The 15,820-nt window shown below is 43.0% G+C and carries 15 protein-coding genes; 6 read left to right on the top strand and 9 right to left on the bottom strand.

All coding sequences use genetic code 11. The annotated features are described in order from the left end of the window. Nucleotides 1–19 precede the first annotated feature (19 nt). The 3 genes from CXF82_RS05660 (at nt 20) to CXF82_RS05650 (ending at nt 3,868) form a co-directional block, all read left to right on the top strand. Nucleotides 20–412, top strand: a complete 393-nt coding sequence (locus tag CXF82_RS05660; protein WP_102043799.1) for a rhodanese-like domain-containing protein — start codon at nt 20–22, stop codon at nt 410–412. A 549-nt stretch (nt 413–961) separates the two neighbouring features. Continuing rightward, a complete protein-coding gene (locus CXF82_RS05655) occupies nt 962–3,394 on the top strand; it encodes a S8 family serine peptidase (protein ID WP_102043796.1) in 2,433 nt (810 codons plus the stop codon). Between the two features lie 117 nt (nt 3,395–3,511). Beyond that, on the top strand, nt 3,512–3,868 hold the full coding sequence (locus CXF82_RS05650; protein WP_101089261.1) for a VF530 family protein: 357 nt from the start codon (nt 3,512–3,514) through the stop codon (nt 3,866–3,868). A 313-nt stretch (nt 3,869–4,181) separates the two neighbouring features. On the opposite strand, the gene CXF82_RS05645 is transcribed toward CXF82_RS05650, so the two are convergent. The 7 genes from CXF82_RS05645 to CXF82_RS05615 all read right to left on the bottom strand — a co-directional run bounded on the left by CXF82_RS05645 (nt 4,182) and on the right by CXF82_RS05615 (nt 10,734). After that, nucleotides 4,182–4,988, bottom strand: coding sequence for a hypothetical protein (locus CXF82_RS05645; RefSeq protein ID WP_101089262.1), 807 nt, complete (start codon nt 4,986–4,988; stop codon nt 4,182–4,184). An 88-nt stretch (nt 4,989–5,076) separates the two neighbouring features. Further along, nucleotides 5,077–5,694 carry a GTP cyclohydrolase II gene (ribA, locus tag CXF82_RS05640; RefSeq protein ID WP_101089263.1) on the bottom strand — a complete coding sequence of 206 codons (618 nt, stop codon included), beginning with the start codon at nt 5,692–5,694 and terminating at the stop codon, nt 5,077–5,079. 223 nt (nt 5,695–5,917) lie between these two features. Continuing rightward, a complete protein-coding gene (locus CXF82_RS05635; protein WP_101089264.1) occupies nt 5,918–6,274 on the bottom strand; it encodes a YibL family ribosome-associated protein in 357 nt (118 codons plus the stop codon). A 135-nt stretch (nt 6,275–6,409) separates the two neighbouring features. Beyond that, nucleotides 6,410–6,874 carry an anaerobic ribonucleoside-triphosphate reductase-activating protein gene (nrdG, locus tag CXF82_RS05630; RefSeq protein ID WP_101089265.1) on the bottom strand — a complete coding sequence of 155 codons (465 nt, stop codon included), beginning with the start codon at nt 6,872–6,874 and terminating at the stop codon, nt 6,410–6,412. A gap of 66 nt (nt 6,875–6,940) precedes the next feature. Beyond that, entirely contained in the window at nt 6,941–9,058 is a 2,118-nt protein-coding gene (gene nrdD / locus CXF82_RS05625) for an anaerobic ribonucleoside-triphosphate reductase (protein WP_101089266.1), read from the bottom strand. A 456-nt stretch (nt 9,059–9,514) separates the two neighbouring features. Further along, complete coding sequence (locus tag CXF82_RS05620) at nt 9,515–10,201, bottom strand: hypothetical protein (protein ID WP_101089267.1); 687 nt, start codon at nt 10,199–10,201, stop codon at nt 9,515–9,517. Between the two features lie 80 nt (nt 10,202–10,281). After that, nucleotides 10,282–10,734 (bottom strand): MarR family winged helix-turn-helix transcriptional regulator, encoded by a 453-nt coding sequence (locus tag CXF82_RS05615; protein ID WP_257982738.1) that lies wholly within the window; start codon nt 10,732–10,734, stop codon nt 10,282–10,284. Between the two features lie 179 nt (nt 10,735–10,913). Here CXF82_RS05615 and CXF82_RS05610 point away from each other — a divergent pair, with 179 nt between their 5' ends. After that, nucleotides 10,914–11,912: an NADP-dependent oxidoreductase gene (locus CXF82_RS05610; protein ID WP_102039618.1), complete on the top strand. Its 999-nt coding sequence runs from the start codon at nt 10,914–10,916 to the stop codon at nt 11,910–11,912. A 101-nt stretch (nt 11,913–12,013) separates the two neighbouring features. Here the strand turns inward: CXF82_RS05610 and rssA are convergent, their stop codons facing one another. Further along, entirely contained in the window at nt 12,014–12,988 is a 975-nt protein-coding gene (gene rssA / locus CXF82_RS05605; RefSeq protein ID WP_102043795.1) for a patatin-like phospholipase RssA, read from the bottom strand. Nucleotides 12,989–13,227: 239 nt separating this feature from the next. On the opposite strand from rssA, the gene CXF82_RS05600 reads away from it, so the two are divergent. Next, nucleotides 13,228–14,568, top strand: coding sequence for a DEAD/DEAH box helicase (locus tag CXF82_RS05600; RefSeq protein ID WP_101089270.1), 1,341 nt, complete (start codon nt 13,228–13,230; stop codon nt 14,566–14,568). A gap of 87 nt (nt 14,569–14,655) precedes the next feature. On the opposite strand, the gene CXF82_RS05595 is transcribed toward CXF82_RS05600, so the two are convergent. Then, nucleotides 14,656–15,132 (bottom strand): YHS domain-containing (seleno)protein, encoded by a 477-nt coding sequence (locus tag CXF82_RS05595; RefSeq protein ID WP_257982737.1) that lies wholly within the window; start codon nt 15,130–15,132, stop codon nt 14,656–14,658. 213 nt (nt 15,133–15,345) lie between these two features. On the opposite strand from CXF82_RS05595, the gene CXF82_RS05590 reads away from it, so the two are divergent. After that, the gene (locus CXF82_RS05590; RefSeq protein ID WP_101089271.1) at nt 15,346–15,789 is read left to right on the top strand and encodes a DUF3010 family protein; all 444 of its coding nucleotides are present in this window, start codon (nt 15,346–15,348) and stop codon (nt 15,787–15,789) included. Nucleotides 15,790–15,820 lie beyond the last annotated feature (31 nt).

Here is a 15,820-nt window from a genome sequence, read left to right as displayed (position 1 = left end):
TATAAAGAGACAGATGTTGATGAGTCACTCGCTTAAGTTGCAATATAAATTGTCAAACATCATTAAATTTATGACATTCAGTGCTTTATTACTTATGGTTAATAACCTAGCACTTGCCGCAGATCAAAATGCACAACAGGCTTGGCAGAATATAGAGGCTGGTGCCTTAGTGGTTGATGTTAGAACGGCTGAAGAGTTTGCCGAGGGCCATTTACCCAACGCAATCAATATTCCCTTCGAGCAAATAGTGACTGTATTTGCCGACAAAAATATCAATACAGATCAGGCTGTAGTCCTTTATTGCCGCAGTGGCCGTCGTAGCGGCATTGCGAATGATGCTTTAATTAGTGCTGGTTATTCCAATACCTATAATGGTGGCGGTTATCAGACGTTAATTCAGCAACAAAAATAACTTCAATAATCTATGGTAAGGCTGCATATTTGCGGCCTTTTATGTTTGATAAGCGTCTGCTCCTGCTACATTTACCTTTCCCAATAACACAATCAGATCTTTAAACTAAAAAAACACATGTTTTTGGATATACACCCCGCGTAAAGCATCTTAACAGACGATTAAACTAGACAGGCTAATTCCAAATAAGTATAAGTTATTACTAAAGTTGCATTGGTATTTAATTTTATTTATTTCAGGCAGTTAAGATTGAAGTAACTCCCTGCCCTCATATTGAATACAAGATACCATTATTTACACCATCTCCCGCAATAGAATATAAAGTCACATAAAAAGCATCACTAGTCAGCATGAGTTAAGTAATAAGCATATCCATTCAAGTAACGAAATCTATCCACACTCTTATGTCAACCCACCGCCCCATTAACATTTGTTTTACATTTGTAATAACTGCAGATACATTCGTTCACACAGCAAGGCAAAACATAATTGTCTGCTGTAAACATTATAAGAAACAACATAATATCCTGAATAACATGGAAGACAGTTATGACAAAAAATAAAGTAACAGCAGCACTTAGCCTGTCTGTACTTGCACTTTCGATCTCTGCAAGTGTCGGCGCAGCACCTTCTTTCAACTCTGGTTTACACAGCAACGCATCACCATTGAATAACGAAAGTCCGCTACCAAAGCGTTATATTGTAAAGTTCAAAACGGCTGCGGCCGCCTCAGGCTTTTCAATCGCGACTAACGCCATTGATGATGCTCAATATGAACCTAGAGCTAACGAAGTCTTTTCTCACTTCCGCGCACTTAACAGCGTCTCAGCAAAAGAGATGAAGCGTATCGGTCGCAGTAACAGTTATACGGTTAAGTTAGACGGTAAAGATCTGCAAGCGCTTCGATTCCGTGCAGATGTAGACTATGTTGAAGAAGATGCCCCCCGTCGACTACTCAGCGAAACCACACCTTGGGGTCAAACCTACGTTGGTGCAACCACACTAAGCGATAGCCAAGCAGGAAATCGTACTATTTGTATTATTGACTCGGGCTATGACCGTGGCCATAACGATCTCAATGCCAACAATGTCACAGGTACAAATAACTCAGGTACGGGTAATTGGTTTGAACCTGGAGCAGGTAATGCTCATGGTACTCACGTAGCTGGAACAATTGCAGCAATAGCAAATAATGAAGGTGTTGTTGGCGTGATGCCAAATCAAAATGCCAATATTCATGTTATCAAAGTCTTTAATGCTGCAGGTTGGGGTTACTCTTCATCTTTAGTCTCTGCAGTTGATACTTGTGTTAGTAATGGCGCTAATGTTGTGACTATGAGTTTAGGGGGAGCAAGCTCAAATAACACCGAGAAAAATGCCTTAGCGGCTCACGAAGCTAACGGTATTTTATTGATTGCTGCTGCAGGTAATGATGGTAACAACACTCACAGTTACCCTGCATCATATGACGCTGTAATGTCTGTTGCTGCTGTTGATAGCAACAAAGATCACGCGGCATTCTCACAATTCACGGATCAGGTTGAAATTTCAGGACCCGGTGAAGCTATTCTTTCAACGGTAACCCGTGGTGAAGGACGCTTAGCTGACATTACTATTGCTGGTCAATCATACTTTGATAATGGTGTCGTACCTCATAATCGTTTTGTACAATCTGGCACGACTCACGTGGGCTCTCCACTCATTGGTAGCGTTACAGGTACATTAGCAGAGTGTTCAGTCAGCGGCAGTAACTTCAACTGTGGCAACATGAGCAACAAAGTGTGTTTAGTGGAGCGTATTGGTAATCAAGGTGCGACTTACCCTGAAATAGACGCTGTAAAAGCCTGTGAAGCGGCGGGTGCTAGTGCAACCATCGTTTACAGTAATAGCACACTACCAGGGCTACAAAACCCATTTTTGGTAGACAGTAATAATGAGGCGCCTATTGTATCGGTCTCTGTTGACCGTGCAACGGGACTTGCCTTACGTAATCAAGTTGGGGCATCCGTTACCGTAGCAAATACCGATAATGAAGATTACGAGTATTACAATGGTACCTCGATGGCAACACCGCACGTTTCTGGTGTCGCAACATTAGTCTGGAGTCATCATACAGAGTGTAGTGCAGCGCAAATTCGCTCAGCACTCAACGCGACAGCAGAAGATTTAGAAACTGCAGGGCGTGACAATAACACCGGTTATGGCTTAATTGATGCGGTTGCGGCGAAAGCGTACCTAGATCAATCATGCACAGGCCCAACCGACCCAGATACAGGTGGTGGCGACAATGTATTGGTCAATGGTGTAGTACAATCAAACCTTACGGGTGCAGCGAGTGATGAGTTACATTACTCTATCGATGTGCCTGCTGGTGCGACCGATTTAAGCTTTACCATGAGTGGTGGTACGGGTGATGCTGACCTTTATGTCAATTATGGCGCGGCCCCCACTACCGCTACGGGAGGTTATGATTGTCGTCCATGGAAAGGCGGAAATGCTGAATCATGCCCAATCACTACAGCACAAACTGGCACATACTACGTAATGGTCCAAGGCTATAGCGCCTTTAGTGGTGTAAACCTTGTTGCGAACTTTACCGAAGATACCGGTGGGGGAACTGGCGGCGAAACAGGCGGTCCAGCAACATACACTAACAACAGTAGCTACAGTATCCCTGATAATAGCAGCACCGGTATCACCAGTGTCATTGCAGCAGCTCGAACGGGTGATTCAGGCACTGTAACCATCAAGGTTAACATTAGCCATACTTACATCGGCGACTTACAAGTAGAGCTACATAGCCCTACAGGTCAAGTGGCGATATTACATGATAATACTGGCGGCAGTGCTAACGACATTGTTAAGACTTACACCGTCGATATGTCTGGCGCTGATTCAGTGGGTAATTGGGAATTGAAAGCCGTTGACAGTGCTCGACGTGATACAGGCACGATTAATTCTTGGGAGTTGAGTTTCCAATAATCCTCTACTCATTTTAAGCGTGTTTTAGGAGAGCCTTAAGGGCTCTCTTTTTTTTGCTCTGCATTGAGCGATTTAACTGGTATAATTACTTTAATAGTATCTGCAATGAACGTAATCATGACCCAAGCAAACAATCCTTTACACGGTATTAAGCTCGAAGATTTACTCAAAGATCTTGTCGACCACTACGGTTGGGAAGAGTTGGGAACTCGTATCGATGTCCGCTGCTTTAACCACGACCCGAGTATCAAATCTAGCTTGAGGTTTTTGCGTAAAACCCTCTGGGCAAGAGAGAAAGTTGAATATCTTTACCTTAAGATGAATAAATTACCTTTGCCAGCAAGAAAGCCAAGGGATGACGGTTATCAAGCCAGTGATAAAACACTTCGTACTGCGAATAACAGAGCGATTGATAAACCAAGCAAAGACTCGAATGATGACACTCAGTTAAATGCCAACATCTGGGGTAAGTAACCTGAACTCGGGATAAGCAGTGCTGCTCAATACCCCTATTATCGCCCCTATCTGTGTTGAGCTTTCTAGTAATAGCCTGCTATTACGTACGAAACCTCGCCTTGATATAGGCAATAATTTTGGTATCGAGCAAAACTGTTAGATATATGAGAAATACAAAATGATTAAGCTAATGATTTTAAAAGATACTTCAGAACATCTAAACACTCATTATCCCGAGTTCAGGTTAAGTAATATAGGCATCATTCACAGTACTAAAAAAGGCTTAATAATCAAAGTTGTTAAGCCTTTTTTAATGGTGTGAGATTTCCCACTACATCGGAAAATCAAATATAAGCCGCCAAACCTGTATCCCATCACCAGTACGATAACTCACTCCAAACCGGCTCATATTAAACAGATCCCATCCGACCGGTTTTGAAAAAGCCAAGGTTATCCCAGCTTCAAAACTGTTTGTCACCAAAACATCTTCCTCAAAAGGCGTCACAAACCTAAGTTTGTCAAAGTACCAGTAACCAGCCACAAATAGTCTTGGCTCAATGCCAATGTCAGCGACTTGAAAATGATAATTAGTGCCAATATCCACGCCAGATTGAATCGCTGAATAGGTTTCATTCGGGGCGTCATCAAGACTGCGATAGCCTGCAAAGAATATACGATTGACCCAAACGGGCTTTGTATCCTTAAGCTCAAAATCAAGCAGGCTCGACATCCCTGCTGAGTAGATAATCACATCATTGCCATTAGTGGTATTAGTACCAACGCCTAAATCTACATATGACTGAAACTCATGGGTCTCAGAGGTCTTTATTCGATATTCTATACCGGGGGTAAAAGTGGCGGTACCAACACTGCTTGGAAAGTCACCGTCAGGAATATCACTCCAAGTAAAGTTATAAAAGCCGAGTGATAATGGCGTGCGTAGCACTAAGGATTCTGTATCTGTTCGCTGAAGGTCGAAGCTTAAAGGGATATTAATAACCGTCGCATTTTGCCCAGAGGTTCGGTAAACACCGCTTCCTAAATAATTGGCAAATGCATAATGGCTGTAGTCCTTTTCAGCATTGGCTGGCAGGACAAAAAAAATCAGTAGAATTGAAAGGTAACGCGAAAGGGCCATAAATTAAATGTCAACTTAACTGGTCTCTAATTGATAGCCCTGAATATAGCGGTATAACCAAGGAAAATCCACGGTTAATAATTGCTGCCTAGTCTTTATCTTCCTCGGTAAAATGATACTCTGACATCATATGACCTAATTCAGTCGACTTAGTCTTAAGGTAAGCTTCATTATAACGGTTCTTACCGACTTGAAGCGGCACACGCTCAACAACCTCTAAGCCAAAGCTTTCCATCGCTTTTACTTTTCTCGGGTTATTGGTCATAAGTCTAACCTTGCTGACACCGATCTGTTCCATCATTGGAATAATCATGTCATATTTACGCATATCAGCAGCAAAACCTAGACGCTCATTAGCCTCTACAGTATTTGCTCCTCCATCTTGTAACTCATAAGCTCTGATTTTATTCAGCAACCCAATACCCCGCCCTTCTTGGCGCAGATAGAGGATAAAGCCCTGACCTACTTCAGCAATATTTTGCATCGCTGTTTGCAGCTGAAAACCACAATCGCAACGTAAACTGAAAAGCGCATCACCGGTTAAACACTCGGAATGAATACGACCTAAAATAGGACTTTCGGCATCAAATACGCCCAATGTAAGCGCAACGTGCTCTTTACCTGTCTCGCTATCTTCAAAGCCGTGCATTTCAAAAACACCCCAAGGTGTTGGCAATTTTGAAGACGCGATATATTTAATCGACATGATAAAACCTTAACGACTACTCTCATTCCCTGAGACTGCAGAGAATCCTGATAAAGATATTAATGTGGATGAAAACTAACGTCGAGCGCCGCAAAGCGTAAACATCAACCATTACTAGCTGATCAATTAGCAAATATACGAGCGGTATAGCGCAGCATAAGCTGCGCGCTCACACATAAACTTGAAGCGGCTCACTAAATGAATAAATTAGCTTACTGTTTGCTTAAAATTCTTTCGCTGCAAAACCAGTAACTTGCTTTATACCCATTTCACGACCAAGTGCAGTCATAGGGTGAATAACCACTAATCCTTTAACTGACTTCTTCAGTTTGCCCATGTCAGCTTGCTCTTCTTTAGTCAGTACACGACTAAATTTAAGATCTTTAACCGTTGATCCTTCTTTGCCTAGCTCACGATTTTGCTGCTTTTTAACGTTAGCAATACGCTTAGTCAAAGTGGCAATCTCACGTTTAAACTGGATAACGATCCCTGGATCTTCGCGCTTTTCAGCTGCTGCCAACTTACGACCAAATTTATCGAGCTTATCGTTGAGCGTTTGCAGCTCCTGCTTTAAATTCATTTACAAACCTTAAATTCAAATCTAAATAACATATTTAGAAACAAAAACAGCTTCAAAAAAAGTATTGATGCTGTTTGTCATTATTGCCTCATTATAACAGCATATAGCGTAATATTACCTAGGTTTATGCTTAGCTTATCTTAGATAATGGATCACTTGGTTACTACTGCCTCGAAAAACTAAACTTGGATCAGCAAATGATTGTTCGAATTTGCCATCAACAACCACATTGACCAGATCAACCACCGCTTGTTGTTCTATGGTTAATTGTTCGAGTAAATAGCCCGTCCACAGCCAAATATCTTTGCCAGGGCATTGAGATTTCACCCGTTTAACCAGTTTCAATATCTCAGCGACATTGCCAGGGAACAGTGGATCACCACCAGACAGGGAAAGCCCTCGTCTTTTTATACGAGTATCATTTAGGTCATCAATAATGGTCTGCATCATTGGCTCATCAAACTGATGGCCAGAACACGGATTCCACGTCGATTGATTATAACAGCCACGGCATTGATGCTCACAACCTGAGACAAACAGTGTTGCTCGAGTCCCAGGGCCGTTAAGCACATCGGTCTGATAATATTGATGATAGTGCATAATAAACTCTTCCTTAACAAAAAGGTGCCAATGATGGCACCTCGTTTCGTTCTCGCTGGCCTTAAATTAAAGGTGCTTAATTCGGCGCTTAACCTCTTCTTGCTTACCATAGTTAAATGGTCTTGCATCTGGGCTACCTAAGTAGCCACACACACGTCGGGTTACCGACACTCGGCTGGGTTCGTGGTTACCGCATTTAGGGCAAGTAAACCCTTTACTCGTACAACCAAATTCACCAGTAAAGCCGCAGTCATAACACTCATCTATCGGCGTATTGGTGCCGTAATAAGGCACTCTTGAATAGCTATAATCCCAAACATCTTCCAATGCTTCAACATTGTTTTGCATGTTAGGAAACTCGCCGTAACAGATAAACCCGCCATTGGCGATTTCTGGATAAGGTTGCTCGAAATCAATCTTATCGTATGGGTTAACTTGCTTTTCAACATCTAAATGGAAACTATTGGTGTAATAACCTTTAGATGTCACGCCCTCAACAACCCCGAAGGCTTTTGCATCTAAATTGCAAAAACGGCTACACAAGTTTTCACTTGGCGTGCTGTAAAGGCTAAAGCCGTAACCCGTCTCTTCTTTCCATGCGTCGGTGGCAGCTTTTAGGTATTTGATCACTGTTACCGCTTTTTCGCGCAGTTGAGCACTGTCGTAAACATGTGTTTCGCTGCCGTAAAGTGCATTGATGGTTTCATGCAAACCAATGTATCCGAGAGAAATTGACGCGCGGCCATTCTTAAAGATCTCAGAGACATCATCATCTGCACGTAGTCGTACGCCACATGCACCTTCCATATACAGGATAGGTGCAACACGGGCTTTAACGCCGTCTAAACGAGCGATACGAGTATCTAATGCTTTACGGGCAATGAGTAAACGCTCATCTAAGATACGGTAAAATTCAGCTTCATCGCCATTGGCTTCAAGTGCAACGCGCGGCAAGTTCAAACTTACGACACCAAGGTTATTACGCCCTTCATGTACCAATTCTCCATTTTCCTCAAATGTCCCGAGGAAGCTACGGCAACCCATTGGCGTTTTGAACGAACCGGTCACCTTTTCAACCTGCTCATAGTTAAGAATATCAGGGTACATACGTGTTGTTGCACACTTCAATGCAAGCTGTTTAATGTCGTAGTTACAATCACCCGTTTTATGGTTAATACCATCACGAATAGCAAAAACTAACTTAGGGAAAACCGCTGTCTTACGGTTTTTACCTAAACCAGCAATACGCACTTGCATCATTGACTGTTGAATCAGCCGAGATTCCCAAGAGGTGCCTAAACCAAAACCAAAAGTCACAAACGGTGTTTGGCCATTAGCGGTATGCAGTGTATTGACTTCATATTCAAGCGACTGAAATGCGTCATGACACTCTTTTTCAGTCAATGAGATCGCAAATGCTTTGGCATCTGTAATCCCCCACGTCAGCGCGACTTGGTAATGTTTGTTATAACTTTTGGTGACAAATGGCGCCAGTACTTCATCAATACGGTTAATCGTGGTACCGCCATAAATGTGGCTGGCAACCTGCGCAATGATCTGTGCTGTCACTGCAGTCGCTGTCGAAATTGATTTAGGCGTTTCAATCTCCGCATTGCCCATTTTGAAGCCTTCGGTCAACATGCCACTAAGATCAATCAACATACAATTAAACATAGGGAAGAATGGTGCGTAGTCTAAATCATGGTAGTGGATCTCACCTGACTCGTGGGCTGCAACGACATCTTTTGGCAAGATGTGACATTTGGCATAATGCTTAGCAACAATACCCGCCAACAGATCACGTTGAGTGGGGATCACTTTTGAATCTTTGTTAGCATTTTCGTTCAATAGCGCCGCATTGCTCTGCTCAACTAAGCCACGGATCTCTTGATTGAGTCTGCTACTGACTTCCCGATTCACATCTCTATCATGGCGATATTCAATGTAAACCCGCGCTAATGATTTATATGGTCCTTCCATCAACAAGTTTTCCACGGCATCTTGAAGATCGTGGATATTTATCTCATCTAATGTCGCCACCGAATCGGCTGCTTGTCTCGCGACAGATTCTGCATAAGCGGTGTCATCAATACCTGCCGAGTTAGCAGCTGCTATCACTGCGTCTCTAATCCTTGTTTCGTCAAAAGGCGTACGGTAACCATCCCGTTTAATAACCACTGGCATTGTATAATTCCTCTTCTACATCATCGACAAGCAACACTACATATAGTGGCACTTTTATTCTAAATCACAATATGTAGCGCATTAAGCTATAAAAAGACGAGAAGTACTTTGATCCAGATCATTATTTTAAACAACGAAGATAATAAGAAAAAATAACTGGGAACGATCACGCTTATCTAAAATTATGCCCTTGACGATGGCCTATAAGCGAGCTAGTGCCAGTATAAAATAGGGATAAATTGTGGATAAATAGACAAGCACTTTCACTGGCTATTTTTAACGCTCTGTTGAGGCTGCTGGAATTTGATTAAGATGAGTAAACGACAACCGATTTATGCGGTTTTAACGAGCGGATGTTACCGTTCATGGGGTTAACGTTACAGATAACGGCCTCAATTTTTAACCAGTGAAGCCATCAAAATAACCTGCTAGGGGGTTAACTAAAAACCAACGACATTAATGCTGTTTTGCGAGCGCCAAATAACTGTTCAGCTGACCCGATGCTTGTTGATGTTCACCTGTCATTGAGGCTAACTGCATTAAAGATTTTATGCCCTGATATTGATGCTTCTGTTGATCAGTGAGTGGGCGTTCAGACCCTAGCAAAGCAGTAATGTCAGTGGCAACGCGATTTGCTTTTTGTGCAATGGCAGGAGACTGGATTGAATCCATCGTGCGCATAACCCATTTTGCTTCATCTAACGTCCCTGCCAGCTCTCTATCTTCATCACTATTGGTTAGCGTCGCACGCTGCTCGTCAATAAAATCAGCTAATGACTGCGCTTCAGTGGGCGGAATATCAAAGCCACTATTCGTTAGACGGTTCAGTTGCCCATCGGACAAAATACCATCTTTATAGAGCCGCTGAATAAGACTGGGTAATTTTTCAGAGCTGAAACTGCCATCTTGAAAAAAGTCCTTCGCCATGGCTTCTATTTTCTGCGCTCGCTCAGCGCGGCCAGATAACACTAAGCCATGATCATCTTTAGTGACGGTATTTGTTGATGAAGCTGATGCGTCAGCATTAATGCCTTGGATGCCTGTAGCGCTGCCGACTCCCGCTTTAGTGCCTGACACACCATATGCATCTGCCAGCACTGCGCCGCTATTTACAGGGTTATTGATACTACTAAGTGGGTTCATCGTCAAAAATTCGGCACTGATTTAGTCATAGCCTAACTAAGCAGGAAACGTGCCGTTTTTTTGATGATAAAATTGACTGCTTACTTTTGGTTCAATTCTGCGGTTAAGGTCAAGCAAAGTGTGCGCAATGATTCAATATCATGCTCAGTCATGCTGACTTTTTCAAGCAAGGTACTTTTTTGTGCAAGCGCATCGGCTTGCAGAGCGAAGCCCGCTTTGGTGAGTGCGATAACTTTTTTACGTTCATCGGTTTCATCAGCCAAGCGTTGTAAAAATAACTTGCTCTCTAAACGTTTAACGATGGGCGTCAATGTGCCCATATCCAGACGAGTCGCGCGAGACAACTGGGTCATGCTTGCTCTATCTTGTAGCCACAATGCTTGCATCACCAGATACTGTGGATAAGTGAGTTCATACTGATCCAATAAAGGGCGGTAAGCGCGCATAAGTGCATTCCCTGCGGTATACAGAGCAAAACAAACATTATCCGACAGACATGCGTCGGTATCGTTATTTGACACTTTGTTTTTCACTACGACCTTCACTACCTTTATTAAGTACTGCAATTTTACCTGACTCCCTTTAACAAAACTAGCTGATCGCATTTTATTTTGCGCAGAGTTATTTTGCGCGCAAAGTATTTGCATAAATTTTGGCGGTTAGTTATGATGCAAACAATTACTTTGCGCACAAACAAAAATAAAGGCTCATTATGAACGCTAAACAAATTCAACTAAAATCTCGTCCTGAAGGATTACCTAACGCCAGTAACTTTACCGAAGCAGAAGTGACTTTACCCGCCATTAAAGAGGGTGAATTTCTCGTCAAAAATTTATGGATGTCGGTTGACCCGTACATGCGTGGCCGCATGATTGATAGGAAAAGCTACATTGCTCCTTTTCAGATTGGTGCAGTGCTTGAAGGCGGCGCTATTGGTGAAGTCACAGAATCAAACAATGTTGAATTTCCAGTGGGCAGCAAGGTTAACAGCATGCACGGCTGGCGCAGTCATTATGTTAGTGATGGCACCGAAATAACTCGCCTACCGCAAACTCCTATCAACGAATCACACTTTCTCGGTGTACTCGGTATGCCGGGTATGACGGCTTGGACAGGCCTCAACCGCATTGCAGAATTAAAGGCGGGCGAAACACTTTTCGTTTCAGCAGCATCCGGTGCAGTTGGCAGTGTAGCTGTACAGATTGGAAAATTAATGGGTGCCCGCGTTATTGCATCCGTAGGCTCTGATGAGAAAGCTGAGCATATTAAATCACTTGGTGTTGATGCCGTGATCAACTACAAGACTTGTGGTGATTTAAGCGCTGCATTAGCAGCTGCGGCGCCAGAAGGTGTTGATGTCTATTTTGAAAATGTCGGTGGCGATCACTTAACAGCCGCATTGAACAATATGAATGACCATGGCCGTATCGCCGTGTGCGGCATGATTTCACAATACAACGATACAGTGCCGACACCTGGACCGAGTAATTTAGCCATGATCATCATGAAGAAGTTAAAGATTGAAGGTTTCATTGTATTTGAACATTGGGCTCATTACCCTGAGTTCGCTAAGCAAATGGGCCAATGGTTAGCTGAAGGAAAAGTCACTGCAGAGCAGACTATTTATGAAGGGTTATCAAACGCACCTGATGCCTTTATCGGTCTATTTGAAGGTAAAAACCGCGGCAAGATGATTGTAAAACTGGCTTAATTCATTAAGAAACCAGCATACTTCATGCGTTAATATCACACTGAAAAACAGTGACATAAAAGGGCCTTCTGGCCCTTTTGTTACAACCAAGTTAAGATTATTTAACGGTATGGTGCCAATGCAGCTTCAATAAGGTGTGCTACTTGCTCTACTGCCGCTTCACCTGCCGCAATAGCTTCCTCCGCGCGATGAAACTCCATAGTACCGATATCACCAAGATCTGGCACGATACAAATATCTGGTGGGTCGCCCATTAGTCTCGCCCGCTTATGGCGCTGTTCTAGTATTTCCATCGACTGTGACATCACCGCCAGCATACCGGGATTGGGATTAATATGACCGCCAGTTTTGTTACTAGGAGAAAACTTATCCGTTAGGCCGGTAATATAATCTCTTCCGCGCGCAAGCAGATCGGTAAAGCCCAATTCTTGATGCTTCTCTGCTTCCGCAACTTCTTGGTTTGTCGGCTTATTACTTTTCATGTTGACTGGCAACACTTGCATACGCCCACGGCGAAGTCCGTGAAGGTCAACCGCAATAACAATATCAACACCCATTGCTCGGCTTACTGATACTGGAACAGGATTCACCACCGCGCCATCCACCAGCCAGCGATCGGCCACTTTGACTGGCGGTAAAATACCAGGCATAGAACATGAAGCACGCACTGCATGGCGTAGATCACCTTCGGTAAACCAAATTTCTTGACCAGAATATAGATCAGTTGCTACCGCGGTGAAGGGTTTTTTAAGATCCTCGATCTGCATGTCGCCCATCCGTTTTTGCAACACATCAAACACTTTTTCGCCGCCAATCAGCCCGCCTTTTCGCCAGCTCAGATCCATCAAACCTAATACGTCCCAGCTGCTAAAACTTCTCACCCAGGTTTCTAGCTCATCAAGATTATCATTAGCATAGGCAGCCCCCACGACTGCGCCGATAGAGCAGCCAGCTATTTTATCAGGATAAACGCCCATTTTGGCTAGCCCATTGAGCACACCAATATGCGCCCAGCCTTTAGCGGCACCGCTACCTAAAGCGAGTCCAATTTTAACTGAATTATTATTGTCCGACACGCGTTGCGACTCCTACAAGCTAATTAAGATCGAGTTACTCTTTTGCAATACAGCGCTATGTTACGGCATTACGGCCGCTAATTTTAACCTAATTTAATCACGCTATCGTGTTGTGCATCCATATTCAGCTTGCCACCCGCCTATTTCGACAGCTTTGACATAAACTTAATGGCTAATCATAGCCCTGCTCTATCTATCTAGGCTATAATACTCGGTCAGATTATTTAAGGAGTTCACCTTTGCCATTCACCGATTTTTCACTGGATCAACGTCTTTTACAAACGTTAAAGCACATGGGTATAGACACCCCAACTGAGATCCAGGAACAAGCCATCCCTATTGCCCTTGCGGGCAAAGATATAATGGCATCATCTAAAACAGGTTCAGGCAAAACCTTGGCGTTCTTGCTACCTGCGATGCAAAGGATGATTTCGTGTAGAGCATTGAGTAAGCGCGATCCACGCGTTGTTATTTTGCTACCGACTCGAGAGCTTGCTACCCAAGTCTATAGCCAACTGCGTTTACTAGTCGCCAACACCCAATATAAAGCCACCAAAATTCTAGGCGGTGAAAACTTTAACGACCAAGCAAAAGCACTTGCTCGTGACCCGCATTTTGTTGTGGCAACCCCAGGTCGTTTAGCAGACCATCTTAAGCAACATCACTTGCACCTTAATGGGCTTGAGTTGCTCATATTAGATGAAGCCGATCGTATGTTAGATTTAGGCTTTGCTGAACAACTTAAGCAAATTAACAATGCAGCAGATCATAAACGTCGTCAAACATTGATGTTTTCTGCCACGCTTGATCATGGCGATGTCAATGAAATAGCTGCAGAGCTGCTTAAAACACCGGAGCATGTCTCTATTGGTGCCGGTAATTTAGAGCACAAAGACATTACTCAACGTATATTCCTATGTGATCATCTTGATCATAAAGAAGCGCTACTATCGCGGATCTTAAAAGATGAGCAGCAAAAGCAGATCATCATCTTTACAGCCACAAGATCCGATACAGAACGCCTCGCTATAAAGCTTGCTGAAGAAGGTTTTAAAACGGCATCACTCAGTGGTGAGTTAAAGCAAACCGCTCGTAATCAAATCATGGATGAGTTTAGCCGTGGTTTGCAGCAGATATTGGTCACTACCGATGTGGCATCTCGTGGTCTAGATCTACTCAACGTATCGTTAGTGATCAACTTTGATATGCCAAAATTTGCTGAGGAATATGTACACCGCATTGGTCGTACAGGCCGTGCTGGCGCTAAAGGTGATGCAGTTTCACTCGTCGGCCCTAAAGACTGGGTAAACTTTACCCAGGTACAAACATTCTTAAACAAGAAGTTTGGCTTTAGTGAGCTTGAAGGCTTGAAAGGTAAGTTCGCAGGTTTAAAAGCAAAACCTGTGAGCAAGAGTAAAGCGAAACCAGCAGCTAAGAAAAAAGCAGTAACAGCCAAGAAAAGAACCGCAGCAAAAGCGTCTGCTAACCGTGATAGACGTTTTGCAACCGGTGTTGATGTTGGTGACGCACCAATGCTTAAAAAGCCTAAATCTAAACTGCAAGATACTCCTGAAGATTAGATTTAGCCTAAGTTAAGGCTGTTGATTAAACGCTGTGATGGTTATCTATCCCAGCGTTTTTTTATTTTCTGTGCTTCATCGATAACATTACTTAGCGGTTTTCTCTTGCCAGTTTTTATCTGCACGTTCTATATAAACCGCCGTATCGTTAAGCCAAGTTTCTCTGACCCCAAGACTATAGTTTAGATACAGCTTATTATTCAAAATAGTAAACGCATTTGGATCGGTATCCACCACAAACCCTTTAGACATACCATAAGCGCAATAGCCACCATATTGTGGCACGTAGTACTGCTGATCTTGCTCGAACATTATTTTATTTTGCTCGCTGCTAAAGAGCCACTCTACATTGTTGTACTGACTACTATATTCTACTTTGCCTGTAACAGGCTGTTGCTCGGAAAAATAAGCGACTACATCGTAACCATTCACCGCCACGCCTTTATCCTGAAACGTCGGCTCTCCACCTAAGCTTGTGCACCCCACTAAGACAAAACTCAATAATAGTGCCGTCAATTTAAAAAAGGGGCTGATAAAATCTGTTTTCATAAAACCTAGCTTCATAGCAATGTCCTCTTTACCCTAAGGGAGTCACTGTGTCTTTTGTATAAGACCGAATTACCGCTCGGTGTATTTCATTAGCACTGACTTCAGATTAATTTTGTTTGAATGTCATACAACAATAGGAAATTTATTTTCAATTGCTAACGCTAAACGCTGACCAGTGACAAAAATAACGCTACAATATGCGCAATATTGTTATTTCGAAGGTTTATCATGAAAGTTTGTGGCGTAGAGTTAAAAGGTGGCGAAGCCATCATCAGTTTATTAAGTTATGAAGGCGAAACTTACAATGTGCCTGATTGCCGTCAGAAATCATTCGCTATTTCAAACTCAGCACAAACTGACGCTATTCGTGAGTTTCACTTTGCATTTAGTAAACTTTTAGAAGACTACCGTGTAGATGAAGTCGTCATCATTGAGCGTGAGCAAAAAGGTAAAGGCGCTGGTAGCGTCACAAGCTTTAAGCTCGAAGCTGTGATTCAAGTGATTGGCGTTCCGGTAACGTTTATTTCTCCAGTCACGATTAAAGCACAACTAAAGCGTAACCCGCCACAAGTTGACTTTGAAGGGCTAGACCTAAAGCGTTTTCAACGAAATGCTTTTGATGCTGCTTACGCATCTCACAACTGCACCATCTTCAAAAGAGAAGAAGACTAATCAGTCGTTGAGGAAATAGTACTAGGGGCTG

The organism is Shewanella sp. GutDb-MelDb (assembly GCF_002836075.1).
Taxonomy (GTDB): domain Bacteria; phylum Pseudomonadota; class Gammaproteobacteria; order Enterobacterales; family Shewanellaceae; genus Shewanella.
This window is presented reverse-complemented; position numbering and strand designations above follow the sequence as displayed.

Coding starts and splice junctions, on each gene's coding strand:
- CXF82_RS05660 (WP_102043799.1), top strand. CDS start 20: ATGAGTCACTCGCTTAAGTTGCAATATAAATTGTCAAACATCATTAAA.
- CXF82_RS05655 (WP_102043796.1), top strand. CDS start 962: ATGACAAAAAATAAAGTAACAGCAGCACTTAGCCTGTCTGTACTTGCA.
- CXF82_RS05650 (WP_101089261.1), top strand. CDS start 3,512: ATGACCCAAGCAAACAATCCTTTACACGGTATTAAGCTCGAAGATTTA.
- CXF82_RS05645 (WP_101089262.1), bottom strand. CDS start 4,988: ATGGCCCTTTCGCGTTACCTTTCAATTCTACTGATTTTTTTTGTCCTG.
- ribA (WP_101089263.1), bottom strand. CDS start 5,694: ATGTCGATTAAATATATCGCGTCTTCAAAATTGCCAACACCTTGGGGT.
- CXF82_RS05635 (WP_101089264.1), bottom strand. CDS start 6,274: ATGAATTTAAAGCAGGAGCTGCAAACGCTCAACGATAAGCTCGATAAA.
- nrdG (WP_101089265.1), bottom strand. CDS start 6,874: ATGCACTATCATCAATATTATCAGACCGATGTGCTTAACGGCCCTGGG.
- nrdD (WP_101089266.1), bottom strand. CDS start 9,058: ATGCCAGTGGTTATTAAACGGGATGGTTACCGTACGCCTTTTGACGAA.
- CXF82_RS05620 (WP_101089267.1), bottom strand. CDS start 10,201: ATGAACCCACTTAGTAGTATCAATAACCCTGTAAATAGCGGCGCAGTG.
- CXF82_RS05610 (WP_102039618.1), top strand. CDS start 10,914: ATGAACGCTAAACAAATTCAACTAAAATCTCGTCCTGAAGGATTACCT.
- CXF82_RS05595 (WP_257982737.1), bottom strand. CDS start 15,132: ATGAAGCTAGGTTTTATGAAAACAGATTTTATCAGCCCCTTTTTTAAA.
- CXF82_RS05590 (WP_101089271.1), top strand. CDS start 15,346: ATGAAAGTTTGTGGCGTAGAGTTAAAAGGTGGCGAAGCCATCATCAGT.